The 21,423-nt window shown below is 35.4% G+C and carries 25 protein-coding genes, 2 pseudogenes and 1 riboswitch; of the genes and pseudogenes, 23 read left to right on the forward strand and 4 right to left on the reverse strand.

The genetic code is table 11. The features are described 5' to 3' along the window. Positions 1 to 226: 226 nt before the first annotated feature. Positions 227 to 799 carry a cob(I)yrinic acid a,c-diamide adenosyltransferase gene (locus BPMYX0001_RS06800; RefSeq protein ID WP_006094234.1) on the forward strand — a complete coding sequence of 191 codons (573 nt, stop codon included), beginning with the start codon at positions 227 to 229 and terminating at the stop codon, positions 797 to 799. Positions 800 to 882: 83 nt separating this feature from the next. Continuing rightward, positions 883 to 1,497 (forward strand): peptidoglycan DD-metalloendopeptidase family protein, encoded by a 615-nt coding sequence (locus BPMYX0001_RS06805; RefSeq protein WP_033798762.1) that lies wholly within the window; start codon positions 883 to 885, stop codon positions 1,495 to 1,497. Between the two features lie 29 nt (positions 1,498 to 1,526). Here BPMYX0001_RS06805 and BPMYX0001_RS06810 read toward each other — a convergent pair whose 3' ends face one another. Next, the gene (locus tag BPMYX0001_RS06810; RefSeq protein ID WP_003206567.1) at positions 1,527 to 2,210 is read right to left on the reverse strand and encodes a hypothetical protein; all 684 of its coding nucleotides are present in this window, start codon (positions 2,208 to 2,210) and stop codon (positions 1,527 to 1,529) included. Positions 2,211 to 2,476: 266 nt separating this feature from the next. After that, positions 2,477 to 2,614, forward strand: a riboswitch (FMN riboswitch). Positions 2,615 to 2,777: 163 nt separating this feature from the next. Between BPMYX0001_RS06810 and BPMYX0001_RS06820 the strand changes: the two genes are divergently transcribed. After that, positions 2,778 to 3,356 carry an ECF transporter S component gene (locus BPMYX0001_RS06820; protein ID WP_033796014.1) on the forward strand — a complete coding sequence of 193 codons (579 nt, stop codon included), beginning with the start codon at positions 2,778 to 2,780 and terminating at the stop codon, positions 3,354 to 3,356. Between the two features lie 117 nt (positions 3,357 to 3,473). On the opposite strand, the gene BPMYX0001_RS06825 is transcribed toward BPMYX0001_RS06820, so the two are convergent. Beyond that, the gene (locus BPMYX0001_RS06825; RefSeq protein WP_003206564.1) at positions 3,474 to 3,722 is read right to left on the reverse strand and encodes a ferredoxin; all 249 of its coding nucleotides are present in this window, start codon (positions 3,720 to 3,722) and stop codon (positions 3,474 to 3,476) included. 319 nt (positions 3,723 to 4,041) lie between these two features. Between BPMYX0001_RS06825 and BPMYX0001_RS06830 the strand changes: the two genes are divergently transcribed. The 12 genes and pseudogenes from BPMYX0001_RS06830 to BPMYX0001_RS06885 all read left to right on the forward strand — a co-directional run bounded on the left by BPMYX0001_RS06830 (position 4,042) and on the right by BPMYX0001_RS06885 (position 14,156). Next, positions 4,042 to 5,103, forward strand: a complete 1,062-nt coding sequence (locus BPMYX0001_RS06830; protein WP_018764260.1) for a YpbB family protein — start codon at positions 4,042 to 4,044, stop codon at positions 5,101 to 5,103. Continuing rightward, a pseudogene (locus tag BPMYX0001_RS29285) lies at positions 5,093 to 6,641 on the forward strand (RecQ family ATP-dependent DNA helicase). Before BPMYX0001_RS06830 ends, BPMYX0001_RS29285 begins: the two are co-directional and overlap by 11 nt. Beyond that, complete coding sequence (locus tag BPMYX0001_RS06840; RefSeq protein WP_018780991.1) at positions 6,622 to 7,185, forward strand: CPBP family intramembrane glutamic endopeptidase; 564 nt, start codon at positions 6,622 to 6,624, stop codon at positions 7,183 to 7,185. The pseudogene BPMYX0001_RS29285 and the gene BPMYX0001_RS06840 overlap by 20 nt, the downstream one beginning before the upstream one ends. Positions 7,186 to 7,207: 22 nt before the next feature. Further along, positions 7,208 to 7,690, forward strand: coding sequence for a LysM peptidoglycan-binding domain-containing protein (locus tag BPMYX0001_RS06845; RefSeq protein WP_006094243.1), 483 nt, complete (start codon positions 7,208 to 7,210; stop codon positions 7,688 to 7,690). A 137-nt stretch (positions 7,691 to 7,827) separates the two neighbouring features. Beyond that, entirely contained in the window at positions 7,828 to 8,601 is a 774-nt protein-coding gene (locus tag BPMYX0001_RS06850) for a metallophosphoesterase (protein WP_006094245.1), read from the forward strand. 29 nt (positions 8,602 to 8,630) lie between these two features. Beyond that, positions 8,631 to 9,530, forward strand: coding sequence for a MerR family transcriptional regulator (locus tag BPMYX0001_RS06855; protein ID WP_003206552.1), 900 nt, complete (start codon positions 8,631 to 8,633; stop codon positions 9,528 to 9,530). A gap of 77 nt (positions 9,531 to 9,607) precedes the next feature. Next, positions 9,608 to 10,210, forward strand: a complete 603-nt coding sequence (locus BPMYX0001_RS06860) for a genetic competence negative regulator (protein ID WP_006094247.1) — start codon at positions 9,608 to 9,610, stop codon at positions 10,208 to 10,210. A 259-nt stretch (positions 10,211 to 10,469) separates the two neighbouring features. Then, positions 10,470 to 11,753 carry an NAD-specific glutamate dehydrogenase gene (gene gudB / locus BPMYX0001_RS06865; RefSeq protein ID WP_003196304.1) on the forward strand — a complete coding sequence of 428 codons (1,284 nt, stop codon included), beginning with the start codon at positions 10,470 to 10,472 and terminating at the stop codon, positions 11,751 to 11,753. Between the two features lie 98 nt (positions 11,754 to 11,851). Then, the gene (locus tag BPMYX0001_RS06870; RefSeq protein ID WP_033798763.1) at positions 11,852 to 12,073 is read left to right on the forward strand and encodes a hypothetical protein; all 222 of its coding nucleotides are present in this window, start codon (positions 11,852 to 11,854) and stop codon (positions 12,071 to 12,073) included. Between the two features lie 141 nt (positions 12,074 to 12,214). Continuing rightward, positions 12,215 to 12,451: a DUF3961 domain-containing protein gene (locus tag BPMYX0001_RS06875; RefSeq protein WP_026008432.1), complete on the forward strand. Its 237-nt coding sequence runs from the start codon at positions 12,215 to 12,217 to the stop codon at positions 12,449 to 12,451. A 78-nt stretch (positions 12,452 to 12,529) separates the two neighbouring features. Then, complete coding sequence (locus BPMYX0001_RS06880) at positions 12,530 to 13,060, forward strand: peptidoglycan recognition protein family protein (protein WP_003206547.1); 531 nt, start codon at positions 12,530 to 12,532, stop codon at positions 13,058 to 13,060. Between the two features lie 112 nt (positions 13,061 to 13,172). Then, positions 13,173 to 14,156, forward strand: a complete 984-nt coding sequence (locus BPMYX0001_RS06885) for a YpdA family putative bacillithiol disulfide reductase (RefSeq protein WP_006094250.1) — start codon at positions 13,173 to 13,175, stop codon at positions 14,154 to 14,156. 28 nt (positions 14,157 to 14,184) lie between these two features. On the opposite strand, the gene BPMYX0001_RS06890 is transcribed toward BPMYX0001_RS06885, so the two are convergent. After that, positions 14,185 to 15,159 (reverse strand): asparaginase, encoded by a 975-nt coding sequence (locus BPMYX0001_RS06890; protein WP_003196313.1) that lies wholly within the window; start codon positions 15,157 to 15,159, stop codon positions 14,185 to 14,187. Positions 15,160 to 15,365: 206 nt separating this feature from the next. On the opposite strand from BPMYX0001_RS06890, the gene BPMYX0001_RS32995 reads away from it, so the two are divergent. The 5 genes from BPMYX0001_RS32995 to BPMYX0001_RS06915 all read left to right on the forward strand — a co-directional run bounded on the left by BPMYX0001_RS32995 (position 15,366) and on the right by BPMYX0001_RS06915 (position 19,334). Beyond that, positions 15,366 to 15,539: a DUF5359 family protein gene (locus BPMYX0001_RS32995; protein ID WP_003196311.1), complete on the forward strand. Its 174-nt coding sequence runs from the start codon at positions 15,366 to 15,368 to the stop codon at positions 15,537 to 15,539. Positions 15,540 to 15,672: 133 nt separating this feature from the next. After that, the gene (gene cmk / locus BPMYX0001_RS06895) at positions 15,673 to 16,350 is read left to right on the forward strand and encodes a (d)CMP kinase (RefSeq protein ID WP_006094252.1); all 678 of its coding nucleotides are present in this window, start codon (positions 15,673 to 15,675) and stop codon (positions 16,348 to 16,350) included. A gap of 355 nt (positions 16,351 to 16,705) precedes the next feature. Further along, a complete protein-coding gene (gene rpsA, locus BPMYX0001_RS06905; RefSeq protein WP_006094253.1) occupies positions 16,706 to 17,854 on the forward strand; it encodes a 30S ribosomal protein S1 in 1,149 nt (382 codons plus the stop codon). Between the two features lie 12 nt (positions 17,855 to 17,866). Then, positions 17,867 to 18,916 carry a type 2 isopentenyl-diphosphate Delta-isomerase gene (gene fni, locus BPMYX0001_RS06910; RefSeq protein ID WP_006094255.1) on the forward strand — a complete coding sequence of 350 codons (1,050 nt, stop codon included), beginning with the start codon at positions 17,867 to 17,869 and terminating at the stop codon, positions 18,914 to 18,916. A gap of 250 nt (positions 18,917 to 19,166) precedes the next feature. Then, positions 19,167 to 19,334 (forward strand): helix-turn-helix transcriptional regulator, encoded by a 168-nt coding sequence (locus BPMYX0001_RS06915; RefSeq protein ID WP_006094258.1) that lies wholly within the window; start codon positions 19,167 to 19,169, stop codon positions 19,332 to 19,334. Between the two features lie 53 nt (positions 19,335 to 19,387). On the opposite strand, the gene BPMYX0001_RS30390 is transcribed toward BPMYX0001_RS06915, so the two are convergent. Further along, positions 19,388 to 19,522, reverse strand: coding sequence for a YpzI family protein (locus BPMYX0001_RS30390; RefSeq protein ID WP_003206535.1), 135 nt, complete (start codon positions 19,520 to 19,522; stop codon positions 19,388 to 19,390). A 118-nt stretch (positions 19,523 to 19,640) separates the two neighbouring features. On the opposite strand from BPMYX0001_RS30390, the pseudogene BPMYX0001_RS06920 reads away from it, so the two are divergent. From BPMYX0001_RS06920 to BPMYX0001_RS06930, 3 genes and pseudogenes are all read left to right on the forward strand, one after another. Beyond that, positions 19,641 to 20,251, forward strand: a pseudogene (locus BPMYX0001_RS06920) (YphA family membrane protein). Beyond that, positions 20,244 to 21,137 carry a YIEGIA family protein gene (locus BPMYX0001_RS06925; RefSeq protein WP_006094265.1) on the forward strand — a complete coding sequence of 298 codons (894 nt, stop codon included), beginning with the start codon at positions 20,244 to 20,246 and terminating at the stop codon, positions 21,135 to 21,137. Before BPMYX0001_RS06920 ends, BPMYX0001_RS06925 begins: the two are co-directional and overlap by 8 nt. Further along, on the forward strand, positions 21,134 to 21,319 hold the full coding sequence (locus tag BPMYX0001_RS06930; protein WP_016114087.1) for a capping complex subunit for YIEGIA: 186 nt from the start codon (positions 21,134 to 21,136) through the stop codon (positions 21,317 to 21,319). The genes BPMYX0001_RS06925 and BPMYX0001_RS06930 overlap by 4 nt, the downstream gene beginning before the upstream one ends. Positions 21,320 to 21,423 lie beyond the last annotated feature (104 nt).

The following is a 21,423-nucleotide window of genomic DNA, read 5'->3' on the forward strand; positions in this document are numbered from 1 at the left end:
ATTTGCTGGCATATAAGTCACGGCTATGAAAATAAAAGAAGGTCTCCGCTCATTTTCTCCTTCTGTTCTCACATGGCATGGGGCTAAAAGGTACTGACCGTTTCTACGCATGGTCGGATGCTCTCTCCCATCAAAAAAAGAAAGGTTTAAGTCGTTTTTTTCAATGTATACTTACATTTGATGGATCGTGTAATGAATAAAAATTTAAAAGAGAGGTGTAGAATATTTGAAACTATATACGAAAACAGGAGATAAAGGACAAACGAGTATTATAGGTGGACGAGTTGATAAAGATCATATTCGTGTAGAAGCATATGGAACAATTGATGAGGCGAATTCTCATATTGGATATGCGATGACTATGCTTCAAGAAGAATGCTTTCAAGACATACATGAGGAGCTTGAAAAGATTCAGCATGAATTGTTTGATTGCGGTGGAGATTTAGCAATTGTGCAGCAAAAATTACCTTATAAAGTAACAGAAGAAATGGTCATATATTTAGAAGGACGAATTGATCACTACATAGAAGAAGCGCCACCATTAGAGTGTTTTATTTTACCTGGCGGGAGCCCAGCATCTGCGGTGACCCATGTTGCACGTACGGTAACGCGGAGAGCTGAGCGCTATATTGTATCATTAGGAAAGCAAGAGGAAATAAATGAAGTTGTATTACGATATGTCAATCGATTATCTGATTATTTATTCGCAATAGCTAGGGTGATAAATGCTCGCCTTATGGTGAAAGATGTTGAATATAAACGAAGTGCAATTGGTTTTCGTAAAAAGGAAGTGGAGTAATTCACTTTCTTTTTTGTATACTTTTTTCCGTAATATACCACAATAGAGAAAGTGTGGCGGTTATTAAAAAACGGAGGATGTATATGAAAGGCTTAAAAGTCGGGATACTTGTCTTTGGATTGTTTTTTAGTTCTCAATTATATGCTTATGCTGAGGACGGACGATGGACATGGCCGGTAGATGGAAGAATTAGTGACTATTTTGGAACAAGAAATGGAAAACACTATGGTATTGATATAGCTGCTCCAATCGGAACACCGATTGCCGCTATTCGAGGTGGAACGGTGACAAAATCCTATTTTTCAAATAGTTATGGAAATGTAGTGTTTATTAAGCATGGAGAATATGAGGCCGTTTACGCCCATCTAAATAAGAGATATGTATTTCAAGGGAATCATATTACAAGAGGTGAGGTAATTGGTGAAGTGGGAAACACAGGTGAATCACGAGGTGCACATCTGCACTTAGAAGTTCATAAAGGTGCTTGGACATTTGGGAAAAGAAATGCAATGAATCCATTGTTTGTTTTAAATGGAGAAAGGGATCAAGTGGTTTCATCATCGATGTATATTGTGCAAAAAGGGGATACATTGGTCAGTATTGCCCGTAAGTTTGGCATGACTGTTCATGAGATAAAAGTAAAAAATGCATTACAACAAGATCGAATTTATCCAAATCAAAAATTATATATGAATTAAAAAAAGGGCTAGTAGGACTAGCTCTTTTTTTACCAAAAAATAAAGACACATATAAATCCAGAAATGGCTAAATAGCTATAATAATAAAAGACCTTTGTCCTTGTTTTTTCCTTCGTTCGAAATAATACAATGGTTGGTTCGATTAGTCCAATTGTAAAGCAAAGTAGACCAAGGAGCATACAGCCGATAGAAAACGAATACAAGGCAACTTGTACTTGAAATGGAATTATCCACTTTAATAAAAATGCAATAAGTGCTGTATAACAAATGCTGCCTATATATTTGTTTAAAGTTGTATTGGAACGAAAACCAGGAAGCTTTTTCAAAAAGGATCGGGAAACAACTTCTGTTTGTAAAGAAGTATGTTCTTTAATTATTTTTTGGGCCTCTTTCCCTTTATGAAAGAGAGAGAGAATCCAATTTCGTTTTCCTTGGAAAACAAATTGTGATGTTGTTAAATAGTGATCAATTTTCACTTTATCCCAACTTTTCCACAGGTGACGCTCGCGTAGCTTTAGTTTACTTTCTGTTGTTTTATCATACTGATATACACTAATTCCTTCTTTGTCAAAAGTAGCATAGTATGTTTCTCTTGAAAATGTGCCTAAATCAATTGGACAGTAGAAAAGTAATTCCTTTTTTAAATAAAAGTATTCTTTTCTTAAGTTTTTTTTCATCGTTTCTTGAATAGAGTGTCTTTTTTCTTTCTTCATGACATTTCCTCCGTATTAAGAAAATGCTCTTATCTTAACAATTCAACATCTTATCACTTTTCTGTATGAATGACTAGGGAATTACGCAGGAAAAAGTCAGATTGTAAAAAATATGGATTGTGTTGTCAAATAATTCGATAGCTTTTTTATTGAGTATTAATAAGACAAATCTTATATAGAACGATGCTTACTATTCGTAAGTTATAAACATTTTTATTCACAACTGTATGATGTTGTTGTATAATGGTGAAGAAAATAGAATATCGGTCTATCTTCGGGGCAGGGTGAAAATCCCGACCGGCGGTGATGAACAGTTGCTTTTCGTTCTAAGCCCGCGAGCCGTTAAGGCAGGATTTGGTGAGATTCCAAAGCCGACAGTACAGTCTGGATGGGAGAAGATGGAGGTTCAAGCGTTCAAAAAAGATAGCTCTTTGAACGTCTGTTTGATGTGCCTAAAAATTCTCCCTTTGTGTAAACCACAAAGGGTTTTTTCGTATCATGAAAAAATAGGCATAGCAGAACCTTTCCACTTTCCATGAGATGATCGATGGAAAAGGAGAGAGAATGATGAAACAAAAAAACAGTGTAGTACAAATGGTGAGTGTAGCGATGCTTAGTAGTATTGCGTATTTGCTTATGATGTTGGATTTTCCATTTCCAGGACTTCCGCCATTTTTAAAAATTGACTTTAGTGATGTGCCAGCTTTAATTGCAGCGATTATTTTTAGTCCGATTGCAGGTGTAGTTGTAGAAGGGATAAAAAATATCCTTCACTATGGGATTCAAGGAAGTTTAACCGGAGTTCCGGTTGGAGAGGTAGCTAATTTCATTGCGGGATGTCTATTTATTGGTCCAGCGGCATTCTTATTTCGTAAGCATCGCACAGTAAAAAGTTTAACAACAGGGTTAATGTTAGGAACGGTTGCTATGTCTATCATTATGAGTGTGTTAAATTATTTCATTATTTTACCAGCGTACACTTGGTTTTTAAATCAGCCTGCTATGTCTAGCAGTGGTATGCGACAAATGATTGTAGCGGCAATTCTACCATTTAATTTAATTAAAGGAATTGTTGTAACAGTTGTGTTTGTAGCGCTGTTTTCACGTTTAAAAGTATGGGTATTTGCAAAAATGAAAAATGCATAGAAATTTTGGCCATCAGAGGAGAGAATATCGCTGATGGCTTTTTAAATTGTAAGTTAGATGAATAACAAAAAATCCCCCTCATAAAATGAGGGGGATTTTTTGAAGTTAATAAAAAGACTATTCGAATTTTAAAGCGTCGCCATCGAATGATTCGTCAGCAACTTTAATTGAGTCAGTTGGACAACCTTCAAATGCGTCCATCATGTCGTCAATTAATACATCTGGAATTTCAACGATACCTTGGTTATCATCTAATGTTACAAATGCAATACCTTCATCATCGTAATCATAAATGTCTGGTGCAGCAGCTCCGCAAGCTCCGCATGCGATGCAAGTGTCTTTATCAACAATTGTATATTTTGCCATATTCTTTTCCCTCCTGATAATATGTATGTGAAAATATTCGCTATAAAAATTATAACCTTATTGTAAAACGGTTTTTCAAACTTTTCAACATAAAATTATAATGATAATGCTTATCAATTAGAGTGTCAACTTATTTTTGATTTATTTCACAAGATTTTCAAAATGCCTAAATGCTGTACAGTTTGATACAATAGAAAATATAAAGTGAAACTTCTATCAGTGGGGTTCTCTTCATCGCTATCGATAGAAAGCTTTCACCAATCGGGCTTTTACTGTCAGCAAATAGCGGGATAAATGTAATTGAAAGGTGGAAGCGGTGATGCAGTTACAATATACTTTACTATATTGCATAAAACAATTAAATGGTGAACGAACTGTTTCTTCCATTTATCACCTTTTAAAAGGAAAACGTTCTTCACAAACACTACAAGACGGAAATATATTTCACATTTCTTTTCTGTTTGGAATATACAAATCATTACAACGTTCTGATTATGATCAGGAAATTGAACATGTATTGCATAAAGAATGGATTCAGAATGTACATGAAAATACGTACATTTTAACTGATGCTGGAAAGGAACAACTGGAAACTTGGAAAAAAACACTTTCTTTTCCACAGTATTTACATGGTTTACACTATGGTGATCTTGGCGAGCTTTTTTGGAAACGACTTTCATTAATTATTCAAACTGTGTCAAATTTACAACAGCAAAATGCGAAATTTATTCCTATTCAACAAGATACAGAGATCATGATGTGGGTCAAGCAGTTCCTCATCGGGATACCGTATACAAGAAGTGAACTTGCGGCAGGTTTGTGGAAAGAGATACATATGCTGTTGAAAGATACTTTGCCAATAGAAGCAACGATTTTTACATATCGACTAACTGGGTATGAACGGATTGGATATACATTAAAACAACTTGCAGAAATTACAAACCAAGATGTATTTCGCATCTATCTCTTATTTTGGGGTACCATTCATTTCTTTATTCAATCTGTTCGAGAGAATGAAAAAGAGTTTCCGTTATTAACAAAAATTATTTCTTATCCGAATGAAAGGGCAGATTTGTTTAGTTTATCCACGCAGAAAACATATCAGCTTTGGAGACAAGGGCTCTCTTTAGATGAAATTGCAACGATTAGAAATTTAAAGGTTGCAACAATAGAGGATCATTTTGTTGAAATTGCATTACGCGAACGAGATTTTTCTATTGAAATGTTCATGGGGAAAAATAAAATTAAGCATGTGCAGCGCATTATTGAAACATTACAAACACGTAAGTTGCGTGTATTAAAGCAAGCGGTAGGAGAAACAGTTTCTTATTTTGAAATTCGTCTTGTGTTAGCACAGATGGAGGGTGTAAATGAGACTTGAGGATTATCTGTATAAGTGGTTTGGTTATAACGAATTTCGTCAAGGACAGAAAGATGTTATTGTGGATTTGTTGCAAGGAAAAGATGTTGTGGCGATGCTTCCAACTGGAAGAGGAAAATCAATGTGCTATCAACTTCCAGGTCTTATGAGAGATGGAACAGTACTGATTGTTTCTCCATTACTATCCTTAATGGAAGATCAGGTAGCGCAGCTTAAATATATAGTAAAGGATCGTGTGATTGCGTTTAATAGTTTCCGTACATTAACTGAGAAAAAAGAAGCGATAAAAAGATTATCTTCTTATAAATTTGTCTTTGTCTCGCCTGAAATGCTGCAAACTGAAGCAATAATAAGAGAACTAAAAAAGATTCATATTTCGCTATTTGTCGTTGATGAAGCACATTGTATTTCGCAATGGGGTTACGATTTTCGAACAGACTATAAAAAATTAGATCAAGTTATAGCGGCTATTGGACATCCTCCGGTATTAGCATTAACAGCTACTGCAACAAAAGAAGTATTACAAGATATTATAAAAAGTTTAAAACTTACGAATGTAGCAGAGCATGTGTATTCGATTGATCGTCCAAATATTGCAATGGAAGTACAATTTGTACAAACAATAGAAGAAAAAAAGGAAGCGCTTCTCACGCAAGTTACTTATTTACAAGGACCAGGAATTATTTATTGTTCTAGCAGGGCTTGGACGGAGCGCCTGACAGAATATTTAAGGAGTAAAGGTATAGCAGATGTTGCATTTTATCATGGTGGAATGGAACATGAAGAGCGGATGTTAATTCAGCAACAATTTATGAATGATCAACTGCAGCTTGTTATATGTACAAGTGCATTTGGTATGGGGGTAAACAAGCCGAATACAAGATATATTATTCATTTTCATTATCCAGCAAATATTGCTTCTTATTTACAAGAAATCGGTAGAGCGGGAAGAGATGGAGAGATGAGTATTGCGATTCTACTTTGTAGTCCATTGGATCATGATCTACCAGTTTCTATCATTGAGGATGAATTACCAAATAAACAGCAAATTCTAATTTTTATTTTCCTTACTACAAGAGAAGATGTTCCAAACGAAAGTATTGCCAATGGAAGATGTGGAAGAAATTTGTTATAATGCCGCAAGGTTTAGTGAGCAGCATTGGCGTTTTGTACGTTATCATTTAGAAAAGATGAAAATCATACAACAGAAGAAGCTCATTATGGAATCCTTGTCAGATGAGAAAATGAAAAAATTGATGTTAGAAGTGGACGAGCGTCTTCGGAATAAATATAGGCAATTAGAAAATATGAAATCGTGGCTCCAGTTTAAAGGCTGTAGACGGGAACAAATGCTACATCAATTTGGATATAAGAAGGAAGCTGAGGTAAAAAACTGCTGTGACTACTGCGGTATTTCCAAAGAAGATTATAAAAAAAGACGAGCAAGACAATCAATTTTCGACTATAATTGGGAAGCGGAGTTACAATTGCTCTTTGGTATGAGAGAACGGAGGAATGATGGACATTCAAAGGCGTAGTATTGAAGACATAGGTCCGAAAGAAATACGGCTTAACCTCTATATAACACAATTAATAATTATAGGTGTTGGCTGCGCATTAGCCTATATATTATTTCCAAATAGGAATGAATTTTATGATTTGTGGAAATGGGAACCTGTTTCCATCCTTATAATAGGTAGTGGAGTTGCGGGTGGTGTCATCTTATTTGATTATATTGCAATGCAAGTGTTCCCAGAATCGTGGTTTGATGATGGTGGAATTAATGAGCGGATGTTCCAAGGGATTTCTGTTATACAATTATTAGTTATTACGTTTGTTATTGGATTTGCTGAAGAATTTTTATTTCGGGGTGTGTTACAGACGCATTTCGGACTTGTAATTGCTAGCCTTATTTTTGCTGTTTTACATATTCGATATGTGATGAAGCCATTCTTATTTTGCTTTGTATGTATGATTAGTTTTGTATTTGGATATGTGTTTCAATGGACAGGAAATTTGTTTATAACAATTTTTGCACACTTTCTTGTTGATTTTATAATGGGACTTCAATTAAGAAAATAAATGAAAGGTGGTGGTGAACAGCATGAGGAAACAAATTCCCGATTTTGAAGAAGAATTGGAAGAAGAGCAAACAGAAGAAGGTTTACCGCCGCGAAGTGAGGTTCATAGAAATAAAGAAAAGAAAAAATCTAAATTTAAGATTAACCACTTTTTTGTTCGAGTTTTAACATTTTTATTTATTTTGTTACCACTTAGTATTTTATGGTATACGGATAAGTATATCGAAGTAAAAAGTGCAAAAGAGAATGATGTCCCTGGAACAAATGCGTTTGAAGTGATTTTTTTCGATTCAAATAAACATGGTGAAGGAAAAAAGAAGCAGCCAGAAAAATTTGAAACGCATATTGTAAAAGCAGGTGAGACATTTGAAAGTATTGGGAAACAGTATTTTCCCAATGAAGATGGGGCTACAATCATTAAACGCTATAACAATTTACAAGACAATCAGTTAGAAGTGGGAAAAGAATTGAAAATTCCTGTCAAAAAGAAAACGGAGAAGGAATAGTAGCTGTAAAATAATGGTTATATGAGTGATTGAAAAGGTGAATGAAGTCTTTTGTATCGGATGAGATTTTATTCATCTTTATTGCAATATAGCTTGATAAAATTACATTTTGTTGAGAGGGAAGTTGAGAAAAATATATGTTGTGGATTTTAGGTGGCACGTTCATATGTATTGGCTTTATTTGTCTTTTTATGATGTATAGAGAAGCATTGCGTAATACATTGTTAGAACACACTTTATCATTTGTAAATTTCCCGGAAAGCTTTGGAAAGGTCAGGATATTTTTCATTTCAGATATTCATAGGAGAATTGTTTCGCCTTCTTTAATTGAAAATGTAAAAGGAAAAGCTGATTTTGTTATTATTGGCGGTGATTTAGCTGAGAAAGGTGTATCGTTATCACAAATTGCTGCTAATGTTCAAACATTAAGTAAAATTGGTCCTATATATTTTGTATGGGGAAATAATGATTATGAAATTGACTATCATGAACTAGATGCGTTATTACTAGAACATGGTGTGAAAATTTTAGATAATACAAGAGTGCTGTTTGAATCAGATTCTGGCGACAAGCTTTGCTTATTAGGGGTGGATGATGTTGGATTAGAACGGGATCGTTTAGACTTGGCACTAGCAGATTGTCAAGAAAATGGCTTTCGTATTCTTATTAGTCACAATCCTGTTATTGTAAACAAAATGTCTGGACAAGAACAAATTTCCCTCGTATTAAGTGGTCATACCCATGGGGGACAAATTCGTCTATTTCATTTTAAACGATATCTAAAAGGCGGCGTATATAAGTATCCGAATACAACTTTATTTGTGAGTAATGGGTATGGAACGACATTGATACCACTACGTTTTCGAGCTCCAGCCCAAACGCACTTAATTACGTTGCAAGGAAAAAAATAAGAGATGTTCGGTTTAAAGGTGGGAAAAACATGCCAACTTTAAAAGGGAAATATAATATAAAAGCTGTTTCGAATATGCTTGGAATTCAGCCGAGTACGCTGCGGGCTTGGGAGAGACGATATCATATTATTGCTCCAAAGCGCAATGATGCTGGGCATCGCCTATATACAGAAGAGCATGTGAGAATTTTAAAATGGTTAATGTATAAAGTGAATGAAGGATTTACGATTGGTCAAGCAGTCCAGTTATTAGAGAGCAATCGATTGCAAAATCACAATTTAGTTGAAGTAGCATACAGTACAGAAGTGTTTTTAGTAGACGATATCCTTCATTATTTGTTAAAATTTGATGAAAAGCATGCCCGTGAATTATTAAACGAGGCATTTGTTATTTATACAACAGAAAAAGTAATCACTCATATATTTGTTAAGATTATTGATAAATTGGAGACTATGCGGAGAAATGATGAGATAACAGCTGTACAAGAGCGGTATATAGATTCATTTTTATGTTCACGCATTGGAATGATTTATCATAATACGCATACTAATTTTATTTTGCCAAAAGCTTTGGCTATATGCGCACCAGGAGAATTGAATACATTAAACCTTTTTGTTTTCACAATATATTTACGTTTGAAAGGCTATCAAGCAACATATTTTGGGACAGGCTTAGAGGAAGATGAGATTCATACAGTTATTAAGCAATTTGCACCCAAATATGTGTTTATATCATGTTCAAAAGAGCGATATTTGAAAGGCGCACTAAATTTGATTAAGAAGTTGCAAAGTCAGAATTCAAAGATCTGCATAGGGCTTGTTGGATTTGCAAGTCAGTTTGTTTCAGATGAAGACAAGATTGGACTTCAAAATGTGTTCATTGGTGATACAAAAAAAGAATGGGATAAATGGTTAAATACGTCGGAATAGTTGTTCGAAAAGAACCATCTATTTTCTATTTCATATAATAAAAATTAGATACAGCGGTTACGTAGGGAGGTTACAAGATGAGGCTGGAACGTTTAAATTATAATAAAATCAAAATTTTCCTAACATTTGATGATTTATCTGAGCGAGGATTGACGAAGGAGGATTTATGGAAAAATGCTCCGAAAGTGCAACAGTTATTTCGCGATATGATGCAAGAAGCAAATAAAGAACTTGGATTTGAAGCGGATGGTCCAATTGCGGTTGAAGTTTTTTCTTTACAAGCACAAGGAATGGTTGTAATTGTCACAAAAGAAAATCACGAAACCGATACAGAAGATGAGTTTCGTGATGAGTTTATCGAGATGCAAGTAACTCTAGATGAGAGTGAACATATATTGTATGAATTTGCAACGTTTGAAGATGTGATTACGTTGGCAAATCGTTTGTATAATCTCGGTGTAACCGGAGGGAAACTCTACACATGGGATGGGCGTTTTTATCTTTGGATGGAAGAAGAAACACCATTATTAAAGGCAGATATTATTGCGATTTTAGCAGAATACGGTAATTCTTCTACAGCAACAATTTATCGTATTATGGAATATGGAAAAGAATTAATGGATTCTCAAGCAATTCAGCAAATATACAAGTATTTTGTCTTAAAACAAAACCTCAGCTAGTAGAAATAGCTTGAGGTTTTGTTAGTATTTTGCGATATTAGATAGACTAAAATACATTGTGATATAAAAAACATTTAAATATTTAAGTATTTTACTTTTCTAAAAGCGATAAAAGGACTATAATAATAGTGAAAACGCTTGCAATAAAGAATAGTTTGTATACATTTGTTAGCGTTTTCTATTGCATTCCAAATTTAACGGTGTATACTAGGCAATGAAGGTTTACTAAACAAGTGAAATTACAGGGGGTTTACTTACTATGGTAGCCGAAAAGGGAGCTCAAACACAAACACAACAAAGGGAGCAACATTTTGAATTGTTGAATTCAACACAAATTGTTATTAACGAAGCCCTAGAAAAGTTGGGTTATCCAAACGAGGTATATGAATTACTGAAAGAACCAATTCGTATGATGACAGTGAAAATTCCAGTTCGTATGGATGACGGGACTGTTAAAATATTTACAGGATATCGCGCACAGCACAATGATGCTGTTGGTCCAACGAAAGGTGGAATTCGCTTCCATCCAAACGTAACAGAAAACGAAGTGAAAGCACTTTCTATTTGGATGAGTTTAAAATGTGGTATTGTTGATTTACCATATGGTGGAGGTAAAGGTGGTATCATTTGTGATCCACGTGAAATGTCTTTCCGTGAATTAGAAAGATTAAGCCGTGGATATGTACGAGCAATTAGCCAAATTGTTGGTCCAACAAAAGATATTCCTGCTCCAGATGTATTTACAAACTCACAAATTATGGCATGGATGATGGATGAATATAGCCGCATTGATGAATTTAATTCGCCTGGATTTATTACAGGGAAACCGCTTGTATTAGGTGGATCTCATGGACGTGAAACAGCAACTGCAAAAGGTGTAACAATCTGTATTCGCGAAGCTGCGAAAAAACGCGGTATTGATATTAAAGGCGCTCGCGTTGTTGTCCAAGGGTTTGGGAACGCTGGTAGCTTCTTAGCTAAATTTATGCATGATGCTGGTGCAAAAGTAATTGCGATTTCTGATGCTTACGGTGCACTACATGATCCAAATGGATTGGATATCGACTACTTACTAGATCGTCGTGACAGCTTCGGAACAGTAACGAAATTGTTCAACAATACAATTTCAAACAAAGAGCTATTAGAACTTGATTGTGATATTTTAGTTCCAGCTGCAATCGAGAACCAAATTACAGAAGAGAATGCTGCGGATATTAAAGCGAAAATTGTTGTAGAAGCAGCAAATGGTCCAACTACATTAGAAGCAACTAAAATTTTAACAGAACGCGGTATTTTACTTGTTCCTGATGTATTAGCAAGTGCTGGTGGTGTTACTGTATCTTACTTCGAATGGGTGCAAAATAACCAAGGTTACTACTGGTCAGAAGAAGAAGTAGAACAACGTTTAGAAAAAGTAATGGTAAGATCATTCGATTCTATTTACGAAACATCACAAGTTCGTAAAGTGAACATGCGTTTAGCAGCCTATATGGTTGGTGTACGTAAAATGGCAGAAGCTAGCCGTTTTAGAGGCTGGGTATAATAGAATAAAGAGTTTAGAGAGAACGTGGTTTCCTTCAAGGAAACCACGTTTTTTTATTGAAGTACATAATAAGGATCATAGAAAAGGTGGAGATAAAATTGCAAACGAAGATTGATGTGAGTGAGCGAGTGGATGAATTGGAAAAGAGAATCGTATATTTAGAAGAAAGGTTAAAGAAAAGGAATTCTAGTGAAAGGGCGAGTGTACTGCAAATATTTGGAGAAGGAATTATGTCTTTGTTGTTTGGAGTATGTATTGTTGGGCCAGTGATAGCTATCGTCTGGGGAATTATAATATTACTTTTAAAGTGGTTCGGTTAAATAATTACTGTTAATAGGTGTAATATTGTTAAAAGTGGATGATCGATTACAAAAAATAAAAAAAGAACACTTGTTCCAACAGAACGTTTGTGCTATACTCTCTTTAGATAAACAAAACGGAAACAAGATAAGGAGAGATTAATAATGAAAATGACAGCAGACCAAAGATTTATGATGCCAACAGATGTTATGGAACGGGTAGAGGTTTTACGAAAAAAACATGTAAAACGTTCCTCTTTGTTACAATCCGTAAATAAATTTTTCGGTTTAGATACAAAAGAAGACTGTGTTTGGTTTTATGGGTTTTATGGAACGGCTGTAAGTATTTTATTATTTATGGTATTTACTTCGAATATTTTTGATTTTCTCTTTGTGTAAGAAATGTGCTATATAGATATCGAGGTTGAATACATATATAAAGAAGAAAGGTAATTTTCTAGAGCGGAGTTGATAGACATGGTGATGTTCCCTATAGAGCGAAATTATATTGGGTACGGAAGCTCCCGACCAGGAATCCGCCTTTCGAAGGTGAGGTTCATTGTAAGCCATGATACGGGGAATCCTGGCAGCAATGCGATAGGAAATCGAGATTACTTTAACGAAATACAACCGAAAGCATCGGCGCATACCTTTGTAGATGATACAACCATTTTAGAAATTATCCCAATTGATGAGGTAGCGTATCATGTAAGATATAATGTACCAACAGACAATGATTTGTTTGGTTATGATGCGAACAAAGCAGCAATTGGTGTTGAAATGTGTTATGGAGGTAATGTTAACTTTTGGGATTCTTACACGCGGTTTACATGGTACCATGCTTATTTATGTCATACATTCAATTTAAATCCTAAAAAGGATATTGTATCTCATAAAACACTTGATCCTACGAGGAAGATTGATCCAGAAAATGTATTGGGACAACAAGGAATACGATTTAGGCAATTTTTAGCGGACGTCTATCGAATGTACGTATCGTTTAGATGACAAATATATGAAAAATGAATACAATAAAGATAGGTGCCTACTGCTGAAAGTAGGTTTTTTCTTGTTTTGTAATAAATAGAGATTGAGGCAGAAGACTAGGAGTGAACCGAGTATGCAAAAAGAAACAGCTATTATAATCGGGGGCGGACCGTGTGGATTAGCAGCAGCGATTTCACTGCAGCAACAGGGAATCAATCCACTAGTAATTGAAAAAGGAAATATTGTGAATGCGATTTATCATTATCCGACTCATCAAACGTTTTTTTCCTCTAGTGAAAAGTTAGAGATTGGTGATGTTGCTTTTATTACAGAAAGCCGCAAACCAGTTCGTAATCAAGCGCTTGCGTACTATCGTGAAGTGGTAAAGCGTAAAGGTGTGCGAGTAAATGCATTTGAACGCGTAGAACAAGTGCAAAAGGATGGGAACTTCTTTAGAGTAAGTACGACGAAGCGTGATGGAAATACGGAAACATACGCTGCGAAATATATCGTAGTGGCAACGGGATATTATGATAATCCAAACTATATGAACGTTCCTGGAGAAAAATTGGAGAAAGTATCTCATTATTTTAAAGAGGGACATCCTTATTTTGACAGAGATGTAGTTGTAATAGGAGGGAAAAATTCAAGTGTAGATGCTGCGCTAGAACTTGTAAAAGCTGGAGCACGTGTAACGGTGTTATATCGCGGGGGAGAATATTCGCAGAGTATTAAGCCGTGGATTTTACCTGAATTTGAAGCGTTAGTACGTAATGGTACGATTCAAATGCAGTTTCATGCTCACGTAAAAGAAATTACCGAACATACGCTTACGTATACAAGCAACGGAGAGTTATTTACAATTCAAAATGACTTTGTATTTGCGATGACGGGATACCACCCGGATCATAGTTTCCTAACAAAAATGGGAGTAGAAATTGATAAAGAAACAGGGCGTCCGATATTTACAGAAGAAACAATGGAAACGAATGTGGAGAATATCTTTATTGCGGGTGTTATTGCAGCTGGAAATAATGCGAATGAAATTTTTATTGAGAATGGAAGATTTCATGGTGGAGCAATTACACAAACAGTTGTATCAAGAGAACAAAAATAAGCTGTCGAATTTTTCGACAGCTTATTTTTTAATCGTGCATAAACATTTGTTGGATTTTATCTTGAGAATGAGTACATTCTAAAGCAACAAGTAGTTTAATACGAGCTTTTTGGGCATTTAAACCGTATGTGAAAACAATTCCCATATCTTTTAATTGTTTTCCTCCACCCTCATAGGAATATACGTCTTGGACAATTCCATTAAAGCAGCGAGAAACGAGAACAATTGGAATCCCTTTAATTATTAAGCGTTGTAAACTAGAAAGCGTTCGTGGTGGTAAATTACCTTGACCGAGTGCTTCGATTACAATCCCATCGACCGGTAGGTTTTCAATTGCTGCTAATAATGTATCATCCATACCAGCGTATGCCTTTAACACAACAACATTTTTAGAAATTTGCCCAATCATGTATGTTTCATGATTTACGAGAGCGTGATGGAAGACAACGCCGCGTTTTGTCACCATACCGATTGGTCCGTATTGAGGGCTTTGGAATGTTGCAACATTACTTGTATGTGTTTTTGTTACATTTGTTGCACAGTGAATTTCGTCGTTTAACACGACAAGAACACCTTTTCCAAGCGCTTCGCTGCTACTTGCAACCTTTACAGCTGATAAAAAGTTATATAAACCGTCAGCACCCAATTCATTGCTAGAGCGCATTGCACCTGTTACAACGATTGGAATGTTCGCTTGTACAGTTAAATCTAAAAAGTATGCAGTTTCCTCTAATGTATCTGTACCATGTGTAATGACAACGCCATGGATATCTTCATGTTTTACTCTTTCGTCAATGATGATTTGTAATTGTAACATCTCGCTAGGAGTCATATGAGGAGATGGAAGATGAAAGACATCTTCAACGATTAAATCAATATCATCCGCTAAATTTGGAATGAATTTTAAAAGAGGATTTTGTTCCCCTGGTTGTACAACCCCAGTTTCTTTATCTTCTTCCATTGCGATTGTTCCACCTGTGTGTAAAACTAGGATTTTTTTCAATGCTTATACCCCTTTCTAGTCAAAAAATACATTTAGAACATACCATGTTTTTACTAGATTCGACAATGGAAATGTATAAAAGTTTGTATTAGAAATGAAAATAAAGTTGACTACTTTATTTTGGAAATAATTGAAGGGAATGGATTCTTAATTTTTTTATCGTGAGTTGTTAGAATGAGTGAGAAAAATGAAAAGAGGATATTTCTTTGAAAAAAATTGAGGGAGCTTTAATTCGTATATTATTGATTCAATTTATTTGTCTCTGCATTATTCAATTGCTTTTCATGCAAGAATCCACAGTGAAATATTTATCAAAAATCGTTTATTATGAAGGAGTTACAAGTGAAAATATAACTGATATTTTACAAGTCAATAAGTAGTTTTCATTTTCTTCTAGTAAGGATTGTGCTACAATAATTGAGGGTTTAATCGGTATGAAACAAGCGTAGAGAAGCAGGGGATTTGTACCTGCTTTTCATTTTGTTTTATAAGTGAAAAAAATGAGGTGTTACAGTGGATAAACGAATTTCAATTGCGATAGATGGTCCAGCAGCTGCTGGAAAAAGCACAGTTGCAAAGGTTGTTGCGAAAGAACTTTCTTATGTCTATATTGACACAGGTGCAATGTATCGTACGCTTACATACGCTGCTCTGGAACAAAATGTAGATATTGAAAATGAAGAAAGTTTAATGGAAGTTTTAAAAAATGTGAATATTGATTTTCAGCAAGGTGAAAATACACAACTAGTTTTCTTAAACGGCAAGGATGTATCTGAAGCGATTCGTACACCGAATGTAACAAATCGCGTATCAATTGTTGCCAAGCATCGTCTTGTTCGCGAAGAGATGGTGCGCCGCCAACAAGCTCTAGCAGAAAAGGGCGGGGTGGTAATGGATGGTCGTGATATTGGTACGCATGTGCTACCTAATGCGGAAGTGAAGATTTTTATGCTTGCTTCTGTTCAAGAGAGAGCGGAGCGTAGACACCTTGAAAATGCGAAGAAAGGCTTCGCTTCTAGTTTGGAGCAATTGAAAAAAGAAATTGCCAAGCGTGATAAATTAGATTCAGAGCGCGAAGTTTCTCCGTTAAAAAAAGCGGATGATGCATTGGAGTTAGACACAACTTCTTTATCAATTGAAGAAGTTGTCCAAAAAATCATGGATATTGTTTCTGGAGCGTTTGCAAAATAAAGAAAGAGGGAATCCTCTTTCTTTTTTTTATTTTAAAAATATTAATATAACAGAGAATAGTGAAACACTTCCCTTGACAAATAAGTCAATTTGTAAGAAGTTAGTAAAAGAAGAGAAACTGTCAGAATATATTCGCTATTATATTTTAAAACATACTTTATTCAAGGAGATTTTGCTGTATACTATTTATATAGGCTTCTATATCTTCTATGAAGTGTATAGCAAAAAATAGGTTGTTGTATGTATTGGAAGCGAGTATATGCTAAAAATTTCTTATAACATGCAAATGAAAACATTTGTTTTCATTTCGTATATACATAAAAAAGCTTTGTCAATTCTGTAGGGAGGTATTTCCATGGTAGAAAAAATGAATGAAGAAGTTGTGGATTCAAAAGCATTACAAGTGGGTGACGTTGTTACAGGTTCTGTAACAAAGGTTGAAGAAAAACAAGTTCTTGTAAATGTTGGATACAAAACAGATGGCGTTATTCCGATTAGTGAATTAGCTAACGTTCATATTGAAAAAGCGAGCGATGTTGTAAAATTAGATCAAAATCTTGAATTAAAAGTTATTAAATTAGAAGATGATGATCTTGTATTATCGAAACGTGCTGTTGATGCAGAAAAAGCATGGGTAGAGTTGCAAGAAAAATTCACTTCAGGTGAAGTTTTTGATGTTACTGTAAAAGATATTGTGAATGGTGGTTTAGTTGTGGATCTTGGTGTCCGTGGATTTATTCCAGCTTCACTTGTAGAAATGCACTATGTAGAAGATTTTACTGATTATAAAGGAAAAACATTAGCGGTGAAAATTGTTGAATTAGATCGTGAAAAAAATCGTGTTATTCTTTCACATAAAGCAGTTGTAGAACAGGAATTAGAATCAAAGAAAAAAGAAGCGATTTCTTCTTTAAAAGAAGGAGACGTTGTGGAAGGTACAGTTCAACGATTAACTGACTTTGGTGCTTTTGTGAATGTTGGTAATGTAGATGGTTTAGTACACATTTCACAAATTTCTCATGACCGCGTTGAACAGCCTTCTGATGTGTTAACACAAGGACAAAGTGTAAAAGTCAAAGTATTATCGGTTGATGCAGATACGCAGCGTATTTCTTTATCGATTAAAGCGGCTCAGCCAGGACCTTGGGAAAACGTTTCTGCTGAAGTTAAAGCGGGTGATATTCGAGAAGGTATAGTGAAACGAATTGTTACATTTGGTGCTTTCGTTGAAATTTTACCAGGTGTAGAAGGACTTGTGCATGTATCGCAAATTGCAAATCGTCACGTGAAAAATCCAAATGAAGTATTAGAAATGGGACAAGAAGTGAAAGTGAAAGTACTTGAAGTACATGCAGCAGAAAAACGTATTTCTTTAAGTATAAAAGAAGCTGTTGAAGAAAATAATGAAACAGAAGATTATAGCCAATATGAGCCGACTTCTGAGTCTGCAACTTTCCAATTTAGTGATATTATTGGTGAACAACTGAAAAAATTAAAGAAATAAAGAGGGGTACAAGTGGTAAGGGCAAAACGAAAATTAGAACATATTGAATACGCTCTTTCCACCGGACAGTCTCGTATACATGGCTTTCATGACATTGCTTTTGTCCATCAAAGCTTGCCAAATTCAAGTTATGAAAGCATTACATTTGAAACGGAAATCGGCGAACTTTCATTAAGTTCGCCGATTTTTATCAATGCGATGACTGGTGGTGGTGGAGATCACACATTACATATTAATGAACAGTTAGCACACGTGGCTAAGCAGCATAACCTTGCGATGGCTGTCGGTTCTCAAATGGCTGCGTTAAAAGATGAAAAAGAAGCATCTTCTTATCGAATTGTTCGAAAGGTAAATCCAAATGGAATCGTTTTTGCAAATTTGGGTAGTGAAGCGAGCGTTGAACAGGCAAAACGAGCGGTTGATATGATTGAAGCGAATGCTTTGCAAATTCATTTGAATGTCATTCAAGAACTAACGATGCCAGAAGGTGATCGGGATTTTACAGGCGTATTAGAGCGGATTGAACAAATTGTTACAAGTTCTCCGGTTCCAGTTATAGTAAAAGAAGTAGGTTTTGGTATGAGTAAAGAAACGGTACAGCAGCTAACTAATGTTGGTGTTACGGCTGTAGATGTTGGTGGTTATGGTGGCACAAATTTTGCTGCAGTTGAAAATGAGCGAAGGAAGCGAATGCTTTCTTATTTTAATGATTGGGGCATTCAGACGGTAGCTTCGATCATAGAAGCATCCTCTACAAATAAAAACCTCTCTCTTATTGCATCTGGCGGTATACAAACTGCGCTTGATGTAGCAAAAGCAATTGCATTAGGGGCACGGGCGACTGCTTTTGCTGGGTATTTTTTACGTATATTGATGAATGATGGTACCCAGAAATTAATGGATGAAATAGAACTTTTACATACGGATTTACAATTTATAATGACGGCTCTTGGAGCGAGAACACTCTCTGAGCTTCAGCGAGTGCCGCTTATTGTGAAGGGTGACACGTATCATTGGTTATCGCAACGTGGGATTGATACGACGTGCTATAGCAATAGGTAATGTTTTTTAAGTTTTTTTGCAGGTTATTTATAAATCAGAATAAGATAAGAATAAAAAATCAACCGAAAGAATCAACCGTTCGGTTGATTTTTTTTATGTACCCGCCTCGTACAATGAAGAGGAAAGGGGAAGATGAAATGAATAAGATTATTGAAGTGGATAAAGTAACGAAGTGCTATGAAACTTTTAAAGCACTATCTTTAAAAGTGAAAAAGTAACAAATACAGTGCTAAGTCAGAGAGAATTAGAGGTGTTAATTGTTCTAGCTACTGGAGCGATAAATAAAGAGATTGGTGAGAAACTCTTTATTTCAATTTCAACGGTTAAAACACACATTATTAATATATATACTAAGCTCCAAGTTTCTAATCGTGTAGAAGCAATAAAGAAAGCGTTGGAGCATGGATTAATAACATAATGAATTGTGGGAAAATGAAAAAACAGCCGATGTCGGCTGTTTTTTCATTTTGTTTAATGCTGATTTTGCTTGCGAGCTTGCTCTGGTGTATCAAGCCCAGTTGCTCCAGGATATTGCAGCGATTGGTCGCGGTCAGACTCGACACGGCGCGATTGTTTTAGTTTCTTTTCTTGGCGGTCTTTTCCCATCGTTATCTACACCTCCTTAATAGAAAGTGTTGCTGTTATAAGAAAAAATATGCAAAAAGAAGAAAAGGATTAGTTTTCATAAAAAGTTCCCATAATGGAAATGATAGGAGGAGAAAATATGGATGGAAGTTATTTTTATTTTTTAGCGTGGGTGGGCTGGGTTGTTACAACGTTTTTTTTGAAAAAAGATGAAATTCGTTGGAAAGTTAGTGCTGCTATATTAATATTTATTATTTGTTCACAGATAACGGTATCTATTGCTTCTTTCACTGTATCATTAAACGCTCTTATACTCGGTATTATTTCCTTTTTGGGGATTGCTCTATATTCTGTGTGGAAAAAAATGTATGCCTTATTGTCGGCACTTATCATTGCTATGCTATATACAAGCTTTCATTTATTAGAGGTGTATGATCCGATTTGGATTGTTATTGATCGGATTTTTATGTTAAGCGGTGCTCTTGTATATGCATCAATTTTATTACATCGAGATCGTTTATTGCGTCTATGTTCTTTATATGCCGGAGCACTACAAGGAGAAATATTGGTAACATTTATTTTTCGCAGGCTTCATTTTCCATACGAATTTGGTGGTTTGACATTCTTTGATATCATTGCTGTTTCTACACTACTGGTTATGATGATGTCTTATATCGCAAAATTATCGGCGTATAGAGGACAATTTAGAAAAAAACATGTAAAAGAAAGGCAAGGGTAATACATGACTGAATATACACCAGCCATTTTATGTGGCGTCATTGCTGGAACAGTAACGCGAATTTTGATGCTTCGTACAGATACGAGGCAGTATCCGACACGTTTACATGGAAAAATCATTCACATTGCTATGGGATTAATTGCAGCAGCTTTAGGAGCAATTGCTATTCCATCCATTTTGAAGAAGGATTTTTCAGCGATTACTTTCTTAACATTAGCTGCGTCTCAATTTCGAGATGTTCGAAATATGGAAAGGAATACACTGCAGCAATTAGATGGGTATGAGCTTGTACCGCGTGGAAACACATATATTGAGGGAATAGCTCTTGTATTTGAAAGTCGCAACTATTTAGCGATGTTAACAGCATTTGTGACAACATTTACATATATAGGGTTTCATTCGTGGATAGCTGGTGTAGTTGCTGGCACAGCGGGATTCTTTATTGCCAAAATATTGATGTCTGGTAAAAGGTTATGTGATCTTGTAGACATTGAGCATGTCCCTCTCCGCTTTGAGGGAGCAGGACTATATATTGATAATATTTATATTATGAATATTGGATTGCCCGCAAGGCAAGAAGAAATTATGAAGTATGGAATGGGTTTTATTCTAAAGCCTAAGTCTATTGACGCAAGAATAACAATTTCCAATCTTGGACAACGACAAGCAATCTTACATGATGTATCGGTTGCATTAGGCATATTTAGAGATTCTGGAACCCCGGCGTTAGTCCCCTTAGCTAAGCGCGATTTAGAAGATGGAAGAGTAGGGGTATTTGTACTCCCGCAAGATCAAGATGTAAAAAAAGCGATTGCAGTAATAGGGAATGTACCAACATTAGAAAGTGCGGTTCATATGTCATCAGAGGCCCCAAAAGGAAGGGGAGATATACGATGATGTTAGAAAGCTATATTCTTGCTGTAATTACAACGACGCCAGAAAAGTTTGCTGGGGGGGCACCTTTATTTACTTGTGACTCAAAAGAAGAAATGGAATTTGTAGCAAATAATTTAGAAGCGATTTTAGACGGTATCGCACACCGCTTACAAGAGAATGTATATATTATTGTGAAACATTAGTAACGTGTGCTATAATATGAGATGTTTTGATACGATGAGAAATATTCTGGAATGCAAATCCCTTCTTGCACAAAGAAGGGTTTTTTACATAATAAACAGAAGCA

The sequence above is a fragment of the Bacillus pseudomycoides DSM 12442 genome (assembly GCF_000161455.1).
In the GTDB taxonomy this organism is placed as follows: domain Bacteria; phylum Bacillota; class Bacilli; order Bacillales; family Bacillaceae_G; genus Bacillus_A; species Bacillus_A pseudomycoides.

Coding starts and splice junctions, on each gene's coding strand:
- BPMYX0001_RS06805 (WP_033798762.1), top strand. CDS start 883: ATGAAAGGCTTAAAAGTCGGGATACTTGTCTTTGGATTGTTTTTTAGT.
- BPMYX0001_RS06810 (WP_003206567.1), bottom strand. CDS start 2,210: ATGAAGAAAGAAAAAAGACACTCTATTCAAGAAACGATGAAAAAAAAC.
- BPMYX0001_RS06820 (WP_033796014.1), top strand. CDS start 2,778: ATGAAACAAAAAAACAGTGTAGTACAAATGGTGAGTGTAGCGATGCTT.
- BPMYX0001_RS06825 (WP_003206564.1), bottom strand. CDS start 3,722: ATGGCAAAATATACAATTGTTGATAAAGACACTTGCATCGCATGCGGA.
- BPMYX0001_RS06830 (WP_018764260.1), top strand. CDS start 4,042: ATGCAGTTACAATATACTTTACTATATTGCATAAAACAATTAAATGGT.
- BPMYX0001_RS06840 (WP_018780991.1), top strand. CDS start 6,622: ATGGACATTCAAAGGCGTAGTATTGAAGACATAGGTCCGAAAGAAATA.
- BPMYX0001_RS06845 (WP_006094243.1), top strand. CDS start 7,208: ATGAGGAAACAAATTCCCGATTTTGAAGAAGAATTGGAAGAAGAGCAA.
- BPMYX0001_RS06850 (WP_006094245.1), top strand. CDS start 7,828: ATGTTGTGGATTTTAGGTGGCACGTTCATATGTATTGGCTTTATTTGT.
- BPMYX0001_RS06855 (WP_003206552.1), top strand. CDS start 8,631: ATGCCAACTTTAAAAGGGAAATATAATATAAAAGCTGTTTCGAATATG.
- BPMYX0001_RS06860 (WP_006094247.1), top strand. CDS start 9,608: ATGAGGCTGGAACGTTTAAATTATAATAAAATCAAAATTTTCCTAACA.
- gudB (WP_003196304.1), top strand. CDS start 10,470: ATGGTAGCCGAAAAGGGAGCTCAAACACAAACACAACAAAGGGAGCAA.
- BPMYX0001_RS06880 (WP_003206547.1), top strand. CDS start 12,530: ATGGTGATGTTCCCTATAGAGCGAAATTATATTGGGTACGGAAGCTCC.
- BPMYX0001_RS06885 (WP_006094250.1), top strand. CDS start 13,173: ATGCAAAAAGAAACAGCTATTATAATCGGGGGCGGACCGTGTGGATTA.
- rpsA (WP_006094253.1), top strand. CDS start 16,706: ATGGTAGAAAAAATGAATGAAGAAGTTGTGGATTCAAAAGCATTACAA.
- BPMYX0001_RS30390 (WP_003206535.1), bottom strand. CDS start 19,522: ATGGGAAAAGACCGCCAAGAAAAGAAACTAAAACAATCGCGCCGTGTC.
- BPMYX0001_RS06925 (WP_006094265.1), top strand. CDS start 20,244: ATGACTGAATATACACCAGCCATTTTATGTGGCGTCATTGCTGGAACA.
- BPMYX0001_RS06930 (WP_016114087.1), top strand. CDS start 21,134: ATGATGTTAGAAAGCTATATTCTTGCTGTAATTACAACGACGCCAGAA.